Origin of the sequence: Burkholderia sp. AU38729 (genome assembly GCF_020419725.1) — a bacterium.
GTDB lineage: Bacteria > Pseudomonadota > Gammaproteobacteria > Burkholderiales > Burkholderiaceae > Burkholderia.
Genome location: NZ_JAIZQO010000008.1, coordinates 306,862 through 322,433, shown reverse-complemented (window position 1 = coordinate 322,433; position 15,572 = coordinate 306,862). Strand labels below are relative to the sequence as shown.

Sequence of the window (15,572 nt, the reverse complement as noted above, 5' to 3'; positions counted from 1 at the left end):
CAGGTTGCAGCCGTTGCGTACGACAAAAAGAAGCGAACTGATGAAACAGCGTCCGCGGCCACGGCCTGCCGTCGTGGCTCTCGATCATCGCCAGATGGACCTGCCGCTCTTCGACGGGCCGGCCGCCGCGCCGTCGGCGCCCGCCACGCCGCCGGCGCCGCCCGAAGCGGCGCCCGCGGCGCCCCTCGATCCGGGCCTGGCGCCCGACCGCTCGCGCGTGCGCACGTTCGCACTCGACAGCCGCGTGCTCGAATACCGCCTGAAGCGCTCCGCGCGCCGCACGATCGGCTTCACGATCGACGGCAGCGGGCTGTCGATCACAGCACCGCGCTGGGTCACGCTCGCCGACATCGAAGCGGCAATCTCCGAGAAACAGCGCTGGATCTTCGCGAAGCTCGCGGAGTGGAAGACGCGCACCGAACAGCGCGCGCTGCCGCAGATCGACTGGCGCGACGGCGCAGCGCTTCCCTATCTCGGCAAGACGGTGACGATCGCACTCGGCGCGGGCGCCGTCGCGTTCGACACCGATGCGCTGCGGCTCTCGCTGCCGCTGCCCGTGCAGGCCGACATGCAGCAGATCAAGGATCGCGTGCAGGGCTGGCTGCAGGGCGAAGCCAAGCGGATCTTCGGCGAACGCCTCGCCGTCTATGCGGAGAAACTCGGCGTCACGTATTCGATGTACGCGCTGTCGTCGGCCGCGACGCGCTGGGGCAGCTGCTCGAGCGACGGCAAGATCCGGCTGAACTGGCGGCTGATCCATTTCCCGATGTCGATCATCGACTACGTCGTCGCACACGAGCTGTCGCACCTGCGCGAGATGAACCACAGCCCGGCCTTCTGGCTGACCGTCGAATCGATCTTCCCCGAGTTCCGCGAAGCACGGCACACGCTCAAGCATCACCCGCCCGAGTTGCTGCCGTCGCTGTGATACGCACGGCGTCGCCGCCAACGGAAAAGGGCGATGCGGGTCACCCCGCATCGCCCTCTTTTGCTGCCGCGGCGCCCATCGCACGCCGCAGCCCGGTTCATCCGGCGCTCAGCGTGCCTTCTTCTGAATGAACTCGATCTTGTAGCCGTCCGGATCCTCGACGAACGCGATCACGGTCGTGCCGTGCTTCATCGGGCCCGCTTCGCGCGTGACCTTGCCGCCTTGCGCCTTGATCTGCTCGCAGGCCTTGTACGCGTCGTCGACTTCGAGCGCGAGGTGGCCAAAGCCGTTGCCGAGGTCGTAGGCCGGCGTATCCCAGTTATGGGTCAGCTCGATCACCGTGTTGTCGCATTCGTCGCCGTAGCCGACGAATGCGAGCGTGAACTTGCCTTCCGGATAGTCGTCGCGGCGCAGCACCTTCATGCCGAGCAATTCGGTGTAGAACTTGATCGAGCGGTCGAGATCGCCGACTCGCAGCATCGTATGCAGCAATCGCATGTGTTGTACTCCTGTGGGGACTTTCCAGAACCGGGAATTTTACCGGAGTCGGGTGAATTTCGCCGGGGGCGCCTAGCCGGGGGCGCCTAGCCGGGGGGCGCCTGGCCGGGAGCGCCGCCGCGGCTGCCCACGGGCGTCCAGCCGGAGGCGCCTCGCCCGAGTGCGCCAATACGATTCGTCGACATCAACCGGCGCGAGCACAACGGCGGAAAGCGGCACGATCCGACGCGCCCGGCGGCTGCGCCGATCGGGTAACATCCTTCCACCTCGCACCAAAAACGGGCATGCGACCTAGTGCCCGAACGCGACCACCCCTCCCCCGAGACAGCCACACTGCCGTGCGAAACCGCCGATTCGAGCGCGCCGGATGCGCCGCCCTCCCGATCATGCAGCTGCCGCGCCGAACCGGCGAGGTTCGCCGATGACCACGCTCGCCGCCGCCCCCGTGCGCCGCGCGCTCGACACGCGCGCCGTCGGCCTGATGCTGCTGCTATGCGCGATCTGGGGCTTCCAGCAAGTCGCGATCAAGAGCACGAACGCCGCGATCGCGCCGATGTTCCAGGCCGGGCTGCGTTCGGTGATCGCGGCGGTGCTGCTGTGGGGCTGGGCCCGCTCGCGCGGTACGCCGCTGTTCCAGGCGGACGGCACGTTCGGCGCGGGCCTCGCGGCCGGGGCGCTGTTCGCCGGCGAATTCATCTGCGTGTTCTTCGGGCTGACGCTGACGAGCGCGTCGCACATGGCGATCTTCCTGTACACGGCACCCTGCTTCACCGCGCTCGGCCTGCACCTGTTCGCACCGGGCGAACGGCTGCAGCGCACGCAGTGGGCCGGCGTCGGCCTGGCATTCGCCGGCATCGCGCTCGCATTCGCGGACGGCTTCCTGAAACCGCGCGGGCCCGGCGCGTCGGTACTGGCAGGGCTCGCCGGCGACGCGCTCGGGATCCTCGGCGGCGCGATGTGGGCCGCGACGACGGTCGTCGTGCGCTCGACGGCGCTCGCGCGGGCGAGTGCAAGCAAGACGCTGTTCTACCAGCTCGCGGTATCGGCGGTCGTGCTGGTCGCGCTTGCCGCGCTGTTCGGCCAGGTGTCGTTCGCGCACGTCACGCCGGTCGCTGTGGCAAGCCTCGCGTACCAGTCGGTGATCGTCGCGTTCGTCAGCTACCTGTCGTGGTTCTGGCTGCTGACGCGCTACAGTGCGTCGCGCCTGTCGGTCTTCACGTTCCTGTCGCCACTGTTCGGCGTCGCGTTCGGCGTGCTGCTGCTCGGCGAATCGGTCGGCTGGCGCTTCATGTCCGCGGCCGCGCTCGTGCTGACCGGCATCGCGCTCGTCAACGCGCCGCCGCGCCGGCGTGCATGACGACCCGGCGCAGCACGCGCGCGCCCACGCAATAAAAAAGGCTGCCTCGCAAGGCAGCCTCTTGTTCGCATCCGGTACGGCTCGCGTAACCGGCCTCAACCGGCCTTGCGCACCGCCGCGAGCGCCTGCGCGACGCCGACGTATTCGGCCACGCTCACGTCCTCCGCACGGCGTGCGAGATCGAAGCCGAGCGCGTCGAAATCGATCGACTCGCGATAGTCGCCGAGCGTATTGCGCAGCATCTTGCGGCGCTGCGAGAACGCGGCGGTGACGATTTCGCCGAGCAGCACGGGATCGACGTCCGGCAGTTCGTGCGGTTCGTACGGAATCATCCGAACGATCGCGGAATCGACCTTCGGCGGCGGCTGGAACGATTCCGGCGGCACGTCGAGCATCTTCTCCATCACGTAGCGGTACTGCAGCATCACCGACAGACGCGAAAACGCCTTCGTGCCCGGCTCCGCGACCATCCGCTCGACGACTTCGTTCTGCAGCATGAAATGCTGGTCGATGACCGCATCGGCGAACGTCATCAGGTGAAACAGCAGCGGGCTGGATATGTTGTACGGCAGGTTGCCGACGATCCGCAGCGACGGCTTGTCGCCGGGCGCCGCGAGCGACCGGAAGTCGAACGCGAGCGCGTCGCCTGCGTGCAGTTCGAGCAGCGCGCCGAAACGTTGCTGCAGGCGCCCGATCAGGTCGCGGTCGAGCTCCACTGCATGCAGCGGCGACTCGGGCGTCGCGAGGCGCTCGATCAGCGGCTCGGTCAGCGCACCGAGCCCGGGGCCGATCTCGACCATGCGCTGGCCGCGCGCGGGACCGATCGTCGAAACGATCGAGTCGATCACGCCGTGATCGACGAGGAAGTTCTGCCCGAAGCGCTTGCGCGCGAAATGGCCTTGGTGCTGTCTGCTGTTCGACATCGACTGAGTAAAACGAAAAATACGACGAAAGAGGTGAAACCGGGCCGCGTCAGGCCGTGCGGCGATGACGCGCCATCGTGACGGCCGTGTCGAGCGCGGCGATCATGCTGCCCGGATCCGCGCGGCCGGTGCCGGCCAGATCGAGTGCCGTGCCGTGATCGACCGACGTCCGGATGATCGGCAGCCCGAGCGTCACGTTGATGCCCTCGCCGAACGTCGCATACTTCAGCACGGGCAGGCCCTGGTCATGGAACATCGCGAGCACGCAATCGGCGTCCGCGAGATGGCGCGGCTGGAACAGCGTGTCGGCCGGATACGGGCCGCGCGCGTCGATGCCCTGCGCGTTCGCGCGGGCCAGCGCCGGCGAGATCACGTCGATCTCCTCGCGGCCGAGATAACCGTTCTCGCCCGCGTGCGGGTTCAGGCCCGTCACGAGGATGCGCGGTGCGGCGAGACCGAAGTCGCGCCGCAGGTCGCGATCGATGATCGCGAGTGTCTCGACGAGCCCGTCGACCGTGAGTGCGGCGGACACGTCCTTCAGCGGCAGGTGCGTGGTCGCGAGCGCGACGCGCAGCGGCTGGTGGCCGGTACCGGCCAGCATCATCACGACCCGCGGCGTATGCGTGCGCTCCGCCAGGTATTCGGTATGGCCGGTGAACGGCACGCCCGCATCGTTGATGGTGCTCTTCTGCAGCGGCGCGGTGACGATCGCATCGTACCGGCCTGCCAGCGCACCGTCGATCGCCGCGTCGAGCAACCCGAGCACGTACGGGCCGTTCGCGGCGTCCAGCTTGCCCGCCTGCACGGGCACGGCAAGCGCGTGATGCGCGACCGACACCGGCCCGCTGCCGGCCAGCGTGGCGCGGTCGGCGTCGACGGCCGCCGCACGCGCGTCGAGCAGCGTCGCATCGCCGAGCACGGTGAAATGTGCGTCGGGCCAGCGCTGCGCGGCATCACGCAGCGCCTGCACGGTCAGCTCCGGGCCGACCCCCGCGGGTTCGCCAGTCGTGATCGCGATCTGCAGCGCGGGTGTGGTCATCCGAAGCTCGCTCAGTTCGCCGGGCCGACGCCGCCGATCTTGTACTGCACGTACGACGAATCGCGCAGCTCGCGCAGCCAGTCGGCATAGGCCTGCTCGGCCTTGCGCTGGCCGATCGCCTGACGCGCGATATCCATCTGCTGCTGCACCGAGCCTTCCGCTTCGCGGCGGCTCAGCACCTGGATCAGGTGATAGCCGTACTCGGTCCGGATCGGCTGGCTGACCTGGCCGTCCTGCAGGTTGTTCATCGCGCGCTCGAATTCCGGCACGGTCTCGCCCGGGCTGATCCAGCCGAGATCGCCGCCTTGCGACGCCGAACCGTCCTGTGAGTAAGTGCGCGCGAACTTCGCGAAATCGCCACCGGCCTCGACCTGGTTGCGGATGTCGGCCAGTTGCTGGCGCGCCTGGCCTTCCGACTTGCCTTCACCCACGCGCAACAGGATGTGGCGCACGTGCGTCTGCACGATCTTCGGTGCGGCGGCGGTCGCGCCCTGGCTCTGGCGACGATCGACGAGGCGCACGATCTCGAAGCCGTCCGGCACGCGGATCAGCGTCGGGTTGACCTGGCCCGGGCGCAGCTTCGATGCGGCGTCGACGACGTCGGCCGGCAGCGCGCTCGGCGCCTTGAAGCCGAGGTCGCCGCCCTTCTTCGCGTCGTTCGCTTCCGAATTGTTCTTCGCGAGCTTCTCGAAGTCGGCGCCCGACTTCGCCTGCTGCAGCAACGCGTCAGCCTTCTTCTGCGCGACTTCGATGTCGGCCTGCGGCGCGTTGGTCGGCGCCTTGATGAAGATGTGCTGGAAGCGCAGGTCCTGCTGTTGCGACGCACTCGGGCCGCGCTGGCTCGCGATGTAGTTCGCGACCTCGGCGTCCGACACGGTGATCTTGCCGTCGACCTCACGCTCGCGCAGCTTCGACAGCATCAGTTCGGTACGCGCGTCGCTCGTGAAGATGCTCCAGGGCACGCCTTGCGCCTCGAGACGCGCGCGGTACTGCTCGAGCGTCATGCCGTTCGCCTGCGCGAGACGCTGCAGCGTGGCCTGCACGGTCGCGTCGTCGATGCGGATCCCGTCGTCCTTGGCCTTCTGCACCTGGATACGCTCGAGCACCATCTGGTTCAGCACCTGCGCGCGCAACTGGTCGGTCGGCGGCACCGGTGCGTTCTGCTGCTGCAGCCGGCGCGCGATCAGGCCGGCACGCTGGTCGAGTTCGCGGCCCGTGATCACGTCGTTGTTGACGACCGCGACGACTTCGTCGGCGAGCTGCGCACCTTGCGAACCGAGCGCCTGCGCCGCGGCCGGCGCGGCGGCGAGCAGCGCGGAGGCCGCAGCGAGGCTGGACACGACTGCCGCGAAACGAAGGGTTTTCTTCATTGCCACTGGAACTCCATTGAAATCGTGCTGACCGGTGCAGACAAGCCGGCGTTACTCGTAGTTGCTGAAGCGGGACATCGGCGGCGGCGGCGGCGGCAGCGGCGTGTAGCCCGGCACCCCGGCGCGGAACGCCGACACGAGGCCGTTGTCGACGGTCGACAGGCCCTTGAGCGTCAGCTGCATCATGACTCGCGTCGACGAACTCTGCTGTCCCGACGAATTGATGCCGTTCGCCGCCCGTTGCACCCCGACCCCGAGCGCCCAGCAGTCCGCGTCGTATTGTAAGCCGACCAGACCGTCGACCACGCGATCGCCGGCGAGGTCGTAGTTGAAGCGGCCGATCGCATACAGGCGGCGCGTGAGCGGCCATTGCGCGGACACCAGGAACTGGTTGATCGGCTGGTTGTCGAGCGTGGTGTTCGATCGCGTGTAGCGGTAGCCGACGTTGATCACGCGGCGCTCGCCCGGGCTGTAGCCGAAACCGACGCTCGACTTCACGAGCTGGTTGTTGTTCTGGTTGTACTGGAACGCCGTCTCCGACATGAAGCCCGAGCCGAGCTTCAGCGCGGCGCCGACGATCAGGTCCGAGTGGCGCGCCTGCGCGGCGGCCTGCCCGGAATTCAGCGTGACGCGCTGATCGGCGAAATAGTACTGCTGCGCAATCACGAAACGCGCACGCTCGTCGCCGGTGCGCGGATCGATGAAGCGCGACGTGAGGCCCGCCGTGATCCGGTTCGCATCGGCGATCCGGTCGTTGCCGACGAACGTGTTCGGCTGGTAGATCTCCGCGAGGCCGAAGTCCGACTCCGCGGTGTCGAACAACGGTGCGTTCGACTGGTCGCGATACGGCGTGTACACGTAGTACAGGCGCGGCTCGAGGGTCTGGATGAAGTCCTGGCCGAACAGGCGCACCGAGCGGTCGAAGATCAGCCCCGTATCGAAGCTCACGGTCGGGATCGACTCGGTGAAGCGCTTCGGGCTGTTCGGCGTGGTCGACGACAGGTAGTTCAGGTCGTACGACGCGAAGTGGTACTGGACCTTCGGCACGACGAAGTAGCCGGGGCCGTACACGCCGTACGAGATGTACGGATTGAAGACGATCCGGTCACCCTGGGTCGCATCGGCCGTCGTGATGCGGAACCGCGAATAGTCGGCTTCCGCGCCGAAGTCGAAGCCGCCGACGTTGTACTTCGTGTACTTCACGTTCAACTGCGGCTCGCGGCTGTACGGCGCGATCGACGGCGGCAGCGTCTGCCAGTGCTGGTAGCGCGCGAGCACCGACCACGGGCCGTTGTTGTACGTGATACCGGCTTCCTGCTGGTACAGCGTCTGCGTCCCGTTGATGAACTGGTTCGCCGACCCGAGGTCTTCGGGATACGTATTGTCCGAGACCTTGTTGTAGTACACGTAACCGCCGAAGCCGCCGCCGAAATTCTGCTGGTGCTGCCAGTAGATCGCGTAGCGGTTGCGGTGCGCGAGCCGGTCATCCGGCAGGTAATTGGCCGTAAACGTGCCCGAATACGACGGCGACAGGTAGCGGAACGTCGCCTCGGCCATCACGCCGCGCCGCGAGATGATGCGCGGCGTGAGCGTCAGGTCGCGGTTCGGCGCGATGTTGAAGTAGTACGGCAGCGTCAACTCGAAGCCATTCTTCGAGTCCATCGAGAACGTCGGCGGCAGCAGGCCGCTGCGCCGCTCGCCCGACAGCGGGAACGTCATCCACGGGCTCGCGAAGATCGGCACGCCCTGGAAGAACAGCACGCCGTTGCGCGCGGTGCCTTCGTCGGCACCCGTATCGAAGTCGAAGCGGCTGCCCTTGATGTACCACGCGGGGTTCGTCGAGCACTGGCACGCGGTGTAGGTGCCGTTGACGAACACCGAGCGCTCGTTGTCGACCATGTCGACGCGTTCCGCGCTGCCCGAGCCGCCCGTCACGTTGAAGTGATACTTCGGCGCCGTCATGAAGCCCTGGTTCGCCTCGATCTTCAGGTGCGCCTCGGGGCCCGCGAACGACGTGCCGGCATTGTTGATCCTGACCTGGCCGTACGCATCGGCCATGTCGGTATCCTGATCGTAGTGGATCGCGTCGGCCTTCACGACGGCGTCACCGCGCCGCAGCTCGGCCGAACCCTTCGCGGCGAGATCCTGCTCGGCCGTGCCGCTCGTGTGGTCGGCGATCACGAACGCGGCCGGCTTCGCGCCGTCCTTCAGCGGATGATCCTCGAGCTGGGGCGCGAGACGCAGATCCCACGGCGAGTCGAGCGGCTGCGGCTGCGCGGCCGCGCCCGACAGCTGCGCGTACGACACGGCCGGCACGAGGCCGGGCACGGCCAGGAGTGCGAGCGCGAGCCGCCGTTTGCGCGGCGCCCCGTCACCGGGGAAAACATTCGGGAATAGCGGTTTGGGCGGCATCTATCGTTTGGCGAATCGCCCCTTGTCAACCGCGCCGTCGCGGCACATGCGCGCGCGGCAGGCCGCACCGTCGCACCGCGACTGCGGCTGAGCGCAAACCGGGGAGGCGTTCGGGCGACCGCGCGACAGGCGGCGGGCCTGCACGGCGGAAAGCTGACGCGGGGCGCGTCAAAAAAGTCGTGGGGTATTATATGGCAAGACGTTCCCCCCTCCGCCGAGTTTCATGACGCCCCCATCCGCCGCATCCCAGCCCGACGCCCGCCTCGAAGCGCTCACCGCGTGGCTGCACCCGCTCGCCGAACGCTATGCGCTCGACCTGTCGACCCTCGCGCCCGCCTCGTCGGATGCCAGTTTCCGCCGCTATTTCCGTGTCGCGTCGGCCACGAGCGCCGGCGGCACGCTGATCGCCGTCGACGCGCCGCCGCCCGAAAAGTGCCGTGAATTCGTCCAGGTCGCGCAACTGCTCGCCGCGGCCGGCGACCACGTGCCGGACGTGCTGGCCCACGATTTCGACTCGGGCTTCATGCTCGTGACCGATCTCGGCCGCACGTCGTACATCGCGGTGCTCGATCCGGCCGACCCGGCCGCCGCAAAACCGCTGATGCGCGCGGCGCTCGACGCGCTGATCCGCTTCCAGCTCACGTCGAAGCCCGACGTGCTGCCGCCGTTCGACGAGGCATTCCTGCGCCGCGAGATGGAGCTGATGCCCGAATGGTTCGTCGGCCGCCACCTCGGCAAGCCGGTCACCGACGCGATGCGCGGCACGCTCGACCGCACCTTCGCGCTGCTGGTCGCCAGCGCGCACGCGCAGCCGCAGGGTTTCATGCTGCGCGATTTCATGCCGCGCAACCTGATGGTGTGCGAGCCCAACCCGGGCATCCTCGACTTCCAGGATGCCGTCCACGGGCCGCTGACGTACGACGTCGTGTCGCTGCTGCGCGATGCGTTCATCAGCTGGGACGAGGAGTTCGAGCTCGACTGCTTCGCGTACTACTGGGAAAAGGCGAAAAAGGCCGGCCTGCCGGTCGACCCCGATTTCGGCGAGTTCTACCGCCAGCTCGAATGGATGGGGCTGCAGCGCCACATCAAGGTGCTCGGCCTGTTCGCGCGGATCAATTACCGCGACGGCAAGCCGCATTACCTGAACGACCTGCCGCGCTTCATCGCGTATGCGCGCAAGGTCGCGCTACGCTATCGCCCGCTCGTGCCGTTCGCGAAGCTGCTCGACGAGCTCGAGGGCAACGCACCGGCCGACGTGGGCTATACGTTCTGATTTCTGATCGTTCCGACTCTCCTGACACCCGGCCGAACATGAGCAACACCCTGACCACGGCGATGATCTTCGCCGCCGGGCGCGGCGAACGGATGCGCCCGCTCACCGACACCCGCCCGAAGCCGCTGCTCGAAGCGGGCGGCAAGCCGCTGATCGTGTGGCAGATCGAGGCGCTCGCCCGCGCGGGCATCGAGACGATCGTGATCAACCACGCGTGGCTCGGCGAGCAGATCGAGGCTGCGCTGGGCGACGGTTCGCGCTGGGGCGTACGGCTCGTGTATTCGGCCGAAGGCGAAGCGCTGGAAACCGCGGGCGGCATCGCGCAGGCGTTGCCGCTGCTCGAACGCGACGGGCAGCCGGCCGTGTTCGCGGCGGTCAGCGGCGATGTCTACTGCGCGTTCGACTACCGGTCGCTCGCGCCGCGCGCCGCCCGGATGGCCGCGCTCGATGCGCCGGCGATGCACCTCGTGATGGTGCCGAACCCGCCGTTCCACCCGGCCGGCGACTTCGCGCTCGGCGACGATGGCCGCCTTGCGCTCGACGGCGCCGCGCGCTTCACGTTCGGCAACATCGGCCTGTACGACACGCGGATGTTCCGCGATCTCGCGCCCGGCACGCGGCGCGCGCTGACGCCGTACTATCGCGCGGCGATCGAGGCCGGCCGCGCGAGCGGCGAACTGTATGAAGGTATCTGGGAGAACGTCGGCACGCCCGCGCAACTCGGCGAGCTGGATGCGCGGCTGCGCGCCGCGGAGTGACCGGCTGACGGGTCGTCGGGCTGATTGATCAACAGACCGGTCAACTGACTGGTTGGCTAGCTGGCTGACGGGCGAACTGGCGGCGTTGGCCTGGCCGATCAAAGGGTCCGCGCATGTCCGACCGCCATGCCGGCCCGACTCCCGCCCATCAAACGTGCCCCGTCCTGCTGCGCCCACCCCGCGCGCAGCCCCGCCGCTCACGCGGCTTCCGCTTCTTCCCCGCCTGCCGCCGCACGCTGCTGCTGCAACGCCCACATCTGCGCATACAACCCGTCGGCGCGCACGAGTTCGTCGTGCGTGCCGCGCTCGACGATCCGCCCGTGGTCCATCACGAGGATCTGCTGCGCGTGCACGACCGTCGACAGCCGGTGCGCGATCACGAGCGTCGTGCGATGCCGCGCGATCTGGTCGAGTTCGTGCTGGATCGCGCGCTCCGAGCGCGAATCGAGCGCCGACGTCGCTTCGTCGAACAGCAGCACCGGCGGGTTCTTCAACAGCGTGCGCGCGATCGCGACGCGCTGCTTCTCGCCGCCCGACAGCTTCAGCCCGCGCTCGCCGACCGGCGTGTCATAACCCTTCGGCAAACTTTCGATGAAATCGTGGATGTGCGCGGCACGCGCGGCCGCGATCACCTCGTCGCGGGTCGCGCTCGGCCGGCCGTACGCGATGTTGTAGTAGATCGAGTCGTTGAACAGCACGGTGTCCTGCGGCACGATCCCGATCGACGCGCGCAGCGAGTCCTGCGTGACGTCGCGGATGTCCTGGCCGTCGATCCGGATCGCACCGCCCGCCTGCCGGTCGAGATCGTAGAAGCGGAACAGCAGCCGCGACAGTGTCGACTTCCCGGAGCCGCTGTGGCCGACCACCGCGGTCGTCGTGCCCGCATCGATCGTGAACGACACGTCGTGGAGGATCTGCCGCGCCGGCTCGTACGCGAAATTCACGTGCTCGAAGCGCACCTGCGCGCCGGCGACCGCGAGCGGCCGCGCATCGGGCAAGTCGGCCACTTCCTTCGCGGCCGACAGCAGCCCGAACATGCGATCCATGTCGGTCAGGCTCTGCTTCAGCTCGCGATAGACGACACCGAGAAAGTTGAGCGGGATGTACAGCTGCAGCATGAACGTGTTGATCAGCACCAGGTCGCCGAGCGTCAGCTTGCCCGCGAGCACGCCCTGCGTCGCGCGCCACAGAATGAACACGAGCCCCGTGCCGATGATCGCCTGCTGGCCGAAGTTCAGCACCGACAGCGAATTCTGCGAACGGATCGCGGCCTTCCGGTAGCGCTTCAGGTTCTCGTCGTAGCGCTGCGCTTCCCACTCCTCGTTGCCGAAGTACTTGACCGTCTCGTAGTTGATCAGCGAATCGATCGCCCGCGAGTTCGCACGCGAATCGAGTTCGTTCATCGTGCGGCGGAAATGCGTGCGCCAGTTGGTGACCTTCACCGTGAACACGATGTAGGTGACCAGCGCCGCGAACGTCACGTACGCGTAATAGGCCTCGTACTTGACCACGAAGAAGCCAAGCACGAGCCCGACCTCGACGAGCGTCGGCAGGATGCTGTACAGCGAATACGAAATCAGCTGCTGGATGCCGCGCGTGCCGCGCTCGATGTCGCGCGACATGCCGCCGGTCTGACGCTCCAGGTGAAACCGCAGCGACAGCCCGTGCAGGTGCCGGAACACCTGCAGCGCGAGCTGGCGCACCGCGCTCTCGGTGACCTTCGAGAACAGGATCTCGCGCAGCTCGGTAAACAATGACGTGGACAGCCGCACGAGCGCATACGCGACGACCAGCAACCCCACGCCGCCCGCGAGCACGATGCCGGCCGACTGCTCGGCGCGGCCGATCGCGGTGATCTGCTGGACGTAGGACAGGTGGTCGACGATGCGCTTCATCACGACCGGCACGCCGAGGTTCGCGACCTTCGCGCCGATCAGGCAGCCGAGCGCGAGCGCGACGCGCCATTTGTAGGTGGTCAGGTACGGCAGCAGCGACCGGATGGTTTGCCAGTCGTTGCGGGGCCCGGTCGAAGCCGGCGCGGGCTCGCCGGAAGCAGGAAATCGGCGCATGGGGGAAGGATCGGCGGCGGTGCCGGACGCGTGCATCGGCGGCCGGCTCGCTCACTTTCTCGTACAATTTGCGAACGTTGTATTGTCGCAGAAGCCGCTTCGCGCCGCTGCCGGCGCCCTCGCCGGCCAGCCTGCGCGCGGCGGCGTATTTATTACAGGATGAAAGCCCCCGCCATGACCGATTCGACCCTCGAACTCCCGCAAAAGCAGCCCGCGCTGCGCGTCGTCCCGCAACCGCACGACGCGAACGTCCACGGCGACGTATTCGGCGGCTGGATCATGTCGCAGGTCGACATCGCCGGCTCGATCCCCGCGAGCCAGCGCGCGAACGGTCGCGTCGCGACGGTCGCGGTCAATTCGTTCGTGTTCAAGCAGCCGGTGTTCGTCGGCGATCTGCTGAGCTTCTACGCGACCATCACGCGTACCGGCAACACGTCGATCACGGTCGACGTCGAGGTATACGCGCAGCGCATGCGCCTGATGGGTGAAATCGTGAAGGTCACCGAAGCGACGCTCACCTACGTCGCGACCGGCACCGACCGCAAGCCGCGGCAACTGCCGCCGCTCTGACGGACGAGCGCCGCGCGGCGGCGCTTCCCCCTGCCTTCGGCCGCCTCAGTGCGTGGCCGTCAGCCCGAACTCCCGCATCGCGGGCAGGAAATCGTGGTTCAGCTTCGGCTTGCGCGACAGCTTCACCAGCACGTAGCGCTGGAACGGCGCGAGCCGCTGCCACTGCGCGAGCTCGGGCGCCATCAGCCCGGCCAGCGCGCTCTGCTGCACGAGCGACTCCGGCACGCTGTCGGTGGCACGCCAGGCCGGCTGCTCGTCCGGCTGGAACCACGAGGGCTCCAGATCCGCGTGCGTACGCAGCATTTCGAACAGCGCGTGATCGAAGTTGGGCTCGATCGCGGTGTCGTCGTCGGCCGGAAAGCGCGCGAGCAGCTTGCGGTCCTCGAGCGGCAGCAACTGCCACTGCTCCAGTGAGATCCGCAGACCGAAACGGTCGAGATTGAAACGCACGATCATCGGGATGTACGTGAAGTTTTCCGACGAAGCGTGTTCGAAGGCGAATAGCAGTGGAGCGTCGCTGAGTCCCATGATCGTTACCTGATGTGGCGGATACCGGCGCGGCCGGCTTGCCTGGGGTATTTTAGAACCTCTGCGCGCGGGTGGCGGATACGATTGCCGCCGGCCGCGCGCCGAATCAACGGGAGTGCTCGTGAATCCGACCGAATCCGGCGACCTGCGCGACGAACCGCGCGGCGCGATCGAACTGTCCGTGCGCCGCACGCGCGGCGGCGCCGTCGAAACCGCACACGACTACGTCGGCCAGGAATGGCCCGTCGCACTCGTCTTCAACGGTATCTCGCATGCGGTGATGATGTGTACGCCGTGCGATCTCGAAGCGTTCGCGGTCGGTTTCGCGATCTCGGAAGGAATCGTCGCGCGCGGCAGCGACATCAAGGACATCGAGGTGATCCTGCACGCCGACGCGCCGCTGCCGCATGCGGAAGTCCACCTGGAGGTCGTCCAGCAGGCGTTCGCCGCGCTAAAGGACCGGCGCCGTGCGCTCGCGGGGCGTACCGGCTGCGGCGTCTGCGGGATCGAAAGCATCGACCTGCTCGACCTTGCGCCCGAACGCGTGCCCGATACGGGCTTTCTCGCACGCCTCGCCCCCGACGCGCTGACGCGCGCGGCGCAGGCGCTGCCGGTTCACCAGGCGCTCACGCGGCTCACGGGCGGCCTGCATGCGGCCGCGTGGTGCGACGCAACAGGCGCGATCCGGATGGCATTCGAGGACGTCGGCCGCCACAACGCACTCGACAAGCTGATCGGCTCGCTCGTGCTGTCGCGCGCCGACGCGACCGACGGCTTCGTGTTCCTGTCGAGCCGCGCGAGCTACGAGCTCGTGCGCAAGGCCGCACGGGTCGGCATCCCGCTGGTCGCGACGATCTCAGCGCCGTCGTCGCTCGCGATCGAGATCGCGAAAGCGGCCGGCTTGCGGCTCGTCAGCTTCTGCCGCGAAACCGGCCACGTCGACTACGGCACGGCCTGATCGCGATCCCGGGAGCGCGCCGGCAGTCCGCTGCCGGCGCGCCCTGCTCCGTCAGACGGTCAGTCGAACTGACGGAAATCCGGCTTGCGCTTCTCGAAGAACGCCGTCATCGCCTCGCGCGCTTCCGGCGCGCGCAGCATCGTGGCGAAGTGGCCCGCTTCCTCGGCCATCCGCGCCTGCGTCGCCACCCCGCCCGTATCCTTCAGCAGCGCCTTGGTCACACGCAGCGATGCCGCCGGCAGCGCCGCGAGCTTTGCCGCCTGCTTCGCCGCGAACGCGTCGAGCTCGGCCGCCGGCAGCACACGGTTGACGATGCCGATCCGGTGCGCTTCCAGCGCGTCGAACGCTTCGCCGAGCAGCAACTTCTCGGCCGCGACCTGATGGCCGGCCAGACGCGGCAGCAGCGCGCTCGACGCGGCTTCCGGGCACAGCCCGAGCTGCGTGAACGGCAGCGAGAACGTCGCGGTGTCGGCCGCGTAGACCAGATCGCAGTGCAGCAGCATCGTCACGCCGACCCCGATCGCCAGGCCCGGCACCGCGGCCACGATCGGCTTGCTCGCGCTGCTGATCCGCGCGAGAAACTGGAACACCGGCGCGGTGTCGTCCTTCGGCGGCGACTTCAGGAAATCCTCGAGATCGTTCCCCGCGGTGAAGTTGCCGTCGCCACCGCGCAGCAGGATCACGCGAACCGCCTTGTCTTCCTGCGCTTCGGCGAGTGCGTCGGCCATCGTCTGGTACATCGCCGCCGTCAGCGCGTTCTTCTTCGCCGGGCGCGCGATCGTGATCGTCATCACGCCATCGGCGCGTTCCACTTGAATTTCGGCCACAACCGTCTCCTTTGACTTTCCTCTATCGGAATGAAAAAACGGTGCGCGAGCTCGTGGCCCGC

14 protein-coding genes are annotated in these 15,572 nt (G+C 67.8%); 6 read left to right on the top strand and 8 right to left on the bottom strand.

Going from position 1 to position 15,572, the window contains the following annotated elements:
* The first annotated feature begins 40 nt into the window (after nt 1–40).
* Nucleotides 41–928 carry a M48 family metallopeptidase gene (locus tag LGM56_RS22580; protein WP_226206821.1) on the top strand — a complete coding sequence of 296 codons (888 nt, stop codon included), beginning with the start codon at nt 41–43 and terminating at the stop codon, nt 926–928.
* A gap of 108 nt (nt 929–1,036) precedes the next feature.
* Here the strand turns inward: LGM56_RS22580 and gloA are convergent, their stop codons facing one another.
* Complete coding sequence (gene gloA, locus LGM56_RS22575) at nt 1,037–1,426, bottom strand: lactoylglutathione lyase (RefSeq protein WP_226206820.1); 390 nt, start codon at nt 1,424–1,426, stop codon at nt 1,037–1,039.
* A 421-nt stretch (nt 1,427–1,847) separates the two neighbouring features.
* Here gloA and LGM56_RS22570 point away from each other — a divergent pair, with 421 nt between their 5' ends.
* Nucleotides 1,848–2,783: a DMT family transporter gene (locus LGM56_RS22570; protein ID WP_226206819.1), complete on the top strand. Its 936-nt coding sequence runs from the start codon at nt 1,848–1,850 to the stop codon at nt 2,781–2,783.
* Between the two features lie 95 nt (nt 2,784–2,878).
* On the opposite strand, the gene rsmA is transcribed toward LGM56_RS22570, so the two are convergent.
* The 4 genes from rsmA to LGM56_RS22550 are packed head-to-tail and all read right to left on the bottom strand — an operon-like array spanning nt 2,879 to nt 8,527.
* Nucleotides 2,879–3,706 carry a 16S rRNA (adenine(1518)-N(6)/adenine(1519)-N(6))-dimethyltransferase RsmA gene (gene rsmA, locus LGM56_RS22565; protein ID WP_089495603.1) on the bottom strand — a complete coding sequence of 276 codons (828 nt, stop codon included), beginning with the start codon at nt 3,704–3,706 and terminating at the stop codon, nt 2,879–2,881.
* Nucleotides 3,707–3,755: 49 nt separating this feature from the next.
* Complete coding sequence (gene pdxA, locus LGM56_RS22560; RefSeq protein WP_089495604.1) at nt 3,756–4,745, bottom strand: 4-hydroxythreonine-4-phosphate dehydrogenase PdxA; 990 nt, start codon at nt 4,743–4,745, stop codon at nt 3,756–3,758.
* An 11-nt stretch (nt 4,746–4,756) separates the two neighbouring features.
* The gene (locus LGM56_RS22555; RefSeq protein WP_089495605.1) at nt 4,757–6,115 is read right to left on the bottom strand and encodes a peptidylprolyl isomerase; all 1,359 of its coding nucleotides are present in this window, start codon (nt 6,113–6,115) and stop codon (nt 4,757–4,759) included.
* A gap of 51 nt (nt 6,116–6,166) precedes the next feature.
* The gene (locus tag LGM56_RS22550; protein WP_124580751.1) at nt 6,167–8,527 is read right to left on the bottom strand and encodes an LPS-assembly protein LptD; all 2,361 of its coding nucleotides are present in this window, start codon (nt 8,525–8,527) and stop codon (nt 6,167–6,169) included.
* A 223-nt stretch (nt 8,528–8,750) separates the two neighbouring features.
* Here LGM56_RS22550 and LGM56_RS22545 point away from each other — a divergent pair, with 223 nt between their 5' ends.
* Together LGM56_RS22545 and murU are read left to right on the top strand one after the other, a co-directional pair.
* Nucleotides 8,751–9,800 (top strand): aminoglycoside phosphotransferase family protein, encoded by a 1,050-nt coding sequence (locus LGM56_RS22545; RefSeq protein WP_226206818.1) that lies wholly within the window; start codon nt 8,751–8,753, stop codon nt 9,798–9,800.
* Nucleotides 9,801–9,838: 38 nt separating this feature from the next.
* Nucleotides 9,839–10,558 carry an N-acetylmuramate alpha-1-phosphate uridylyltransferase MurU gene (murU, locus tag LGM56_RS22540; RefSeq protein ID WP_226206817.1) on the top strand — a complete coding sequence of 240 codons (720 nt, stop codon included), beginning with the start codon at nt 9,839–9,841 and terminating at the stop codon, nt 10,556–10,558.
* A 197-nt stretch (nt 10,559–10,755) separates the two neighbouring features.
* Here the strand turns inward: murU and LGM56_RS22535 are convergent, their stop codons facing one another.
* Nucleotides 10,756–12,627, bottom strand: a complete 1,872-nt coding sequence (locus tag LGM56_RS22535) for an ABCB family ABC transporter ATP-binding protein/permease (protein WP_089495609.1) — start codon at nt 12,625–12,627, stop codon at nt 10,756–10,758.
* Nucleotides 12,628–12,801: 174 nt separating this feature from the next.
* On the opposite strand from LGM56_RS22535, the gene LGM56_RS22530 reads away from it, so the two are divergent.
* Nucleotides 12,802–13,197, top strand: coding sequence for an acyl-CoA thioesterase (locus tag LGM56_RS22530; protein ID WP_059684352.1), 396 nt, complete (start codon nt 12,802–12,804; stop codon nt 13,195–13,197).
* Between the two features lie 45 nt (nt 13,198–13,242).
* On the opposite strand, the gene LGM56_RS22525 is transcribed toward LGM56_RS22530, so the two are convergent.
* The gene (locus LGM56_RS22525) at nt 13,243–13,725 is read right to left on the bottom strand and encodes a nitrate reductase associated protein (RefSeq protein WP_089495611.1); all 483 of its coding nucleotides are present in this window, start codon (nt 13,723–13,725) and stop codon (nt 13,243–13,245) included.
* Between the two features lie 115 nt (nt 13,726–13,840).
* Here LGM56_RS22525 and fdhD point away from each other — a divergent pair, with 115 nt between their 5' ends.
* Nucleotides 13,841–14,683 carry a formate dehydrogenase accessory sulfurtransferase FdhD gene (fdhD, locus tag LGM56_RS22520; RefSeq protein WP_373452550.1) on the top strand — a complete coding sequence of 281 codons (843 nt, stop codon included), beginning with the start codon at nt 13,841–13,843 and terminating at the stop codon, nt 14,681–14,683.
* Between the two features lie 59 nt (nt 14,684–14,742).
* On the opposite strand, the gene LGM56_RS22515 is transcribed toward fdhD, so the two are convergent.
* On the bottom strand, nt 14,743–15,510 hold the full coding sequence (locus LGM56_RS22515; RefSeq protein WP_089495612.1) for an enoyl-CoA hydratase: 768 nt from the start codon (nt 15,508–15,510) through the stop codon (nt 14,743–14,745).
* Nucleotides 15,511–15,572: the final 62 nt, after the last annotated feature.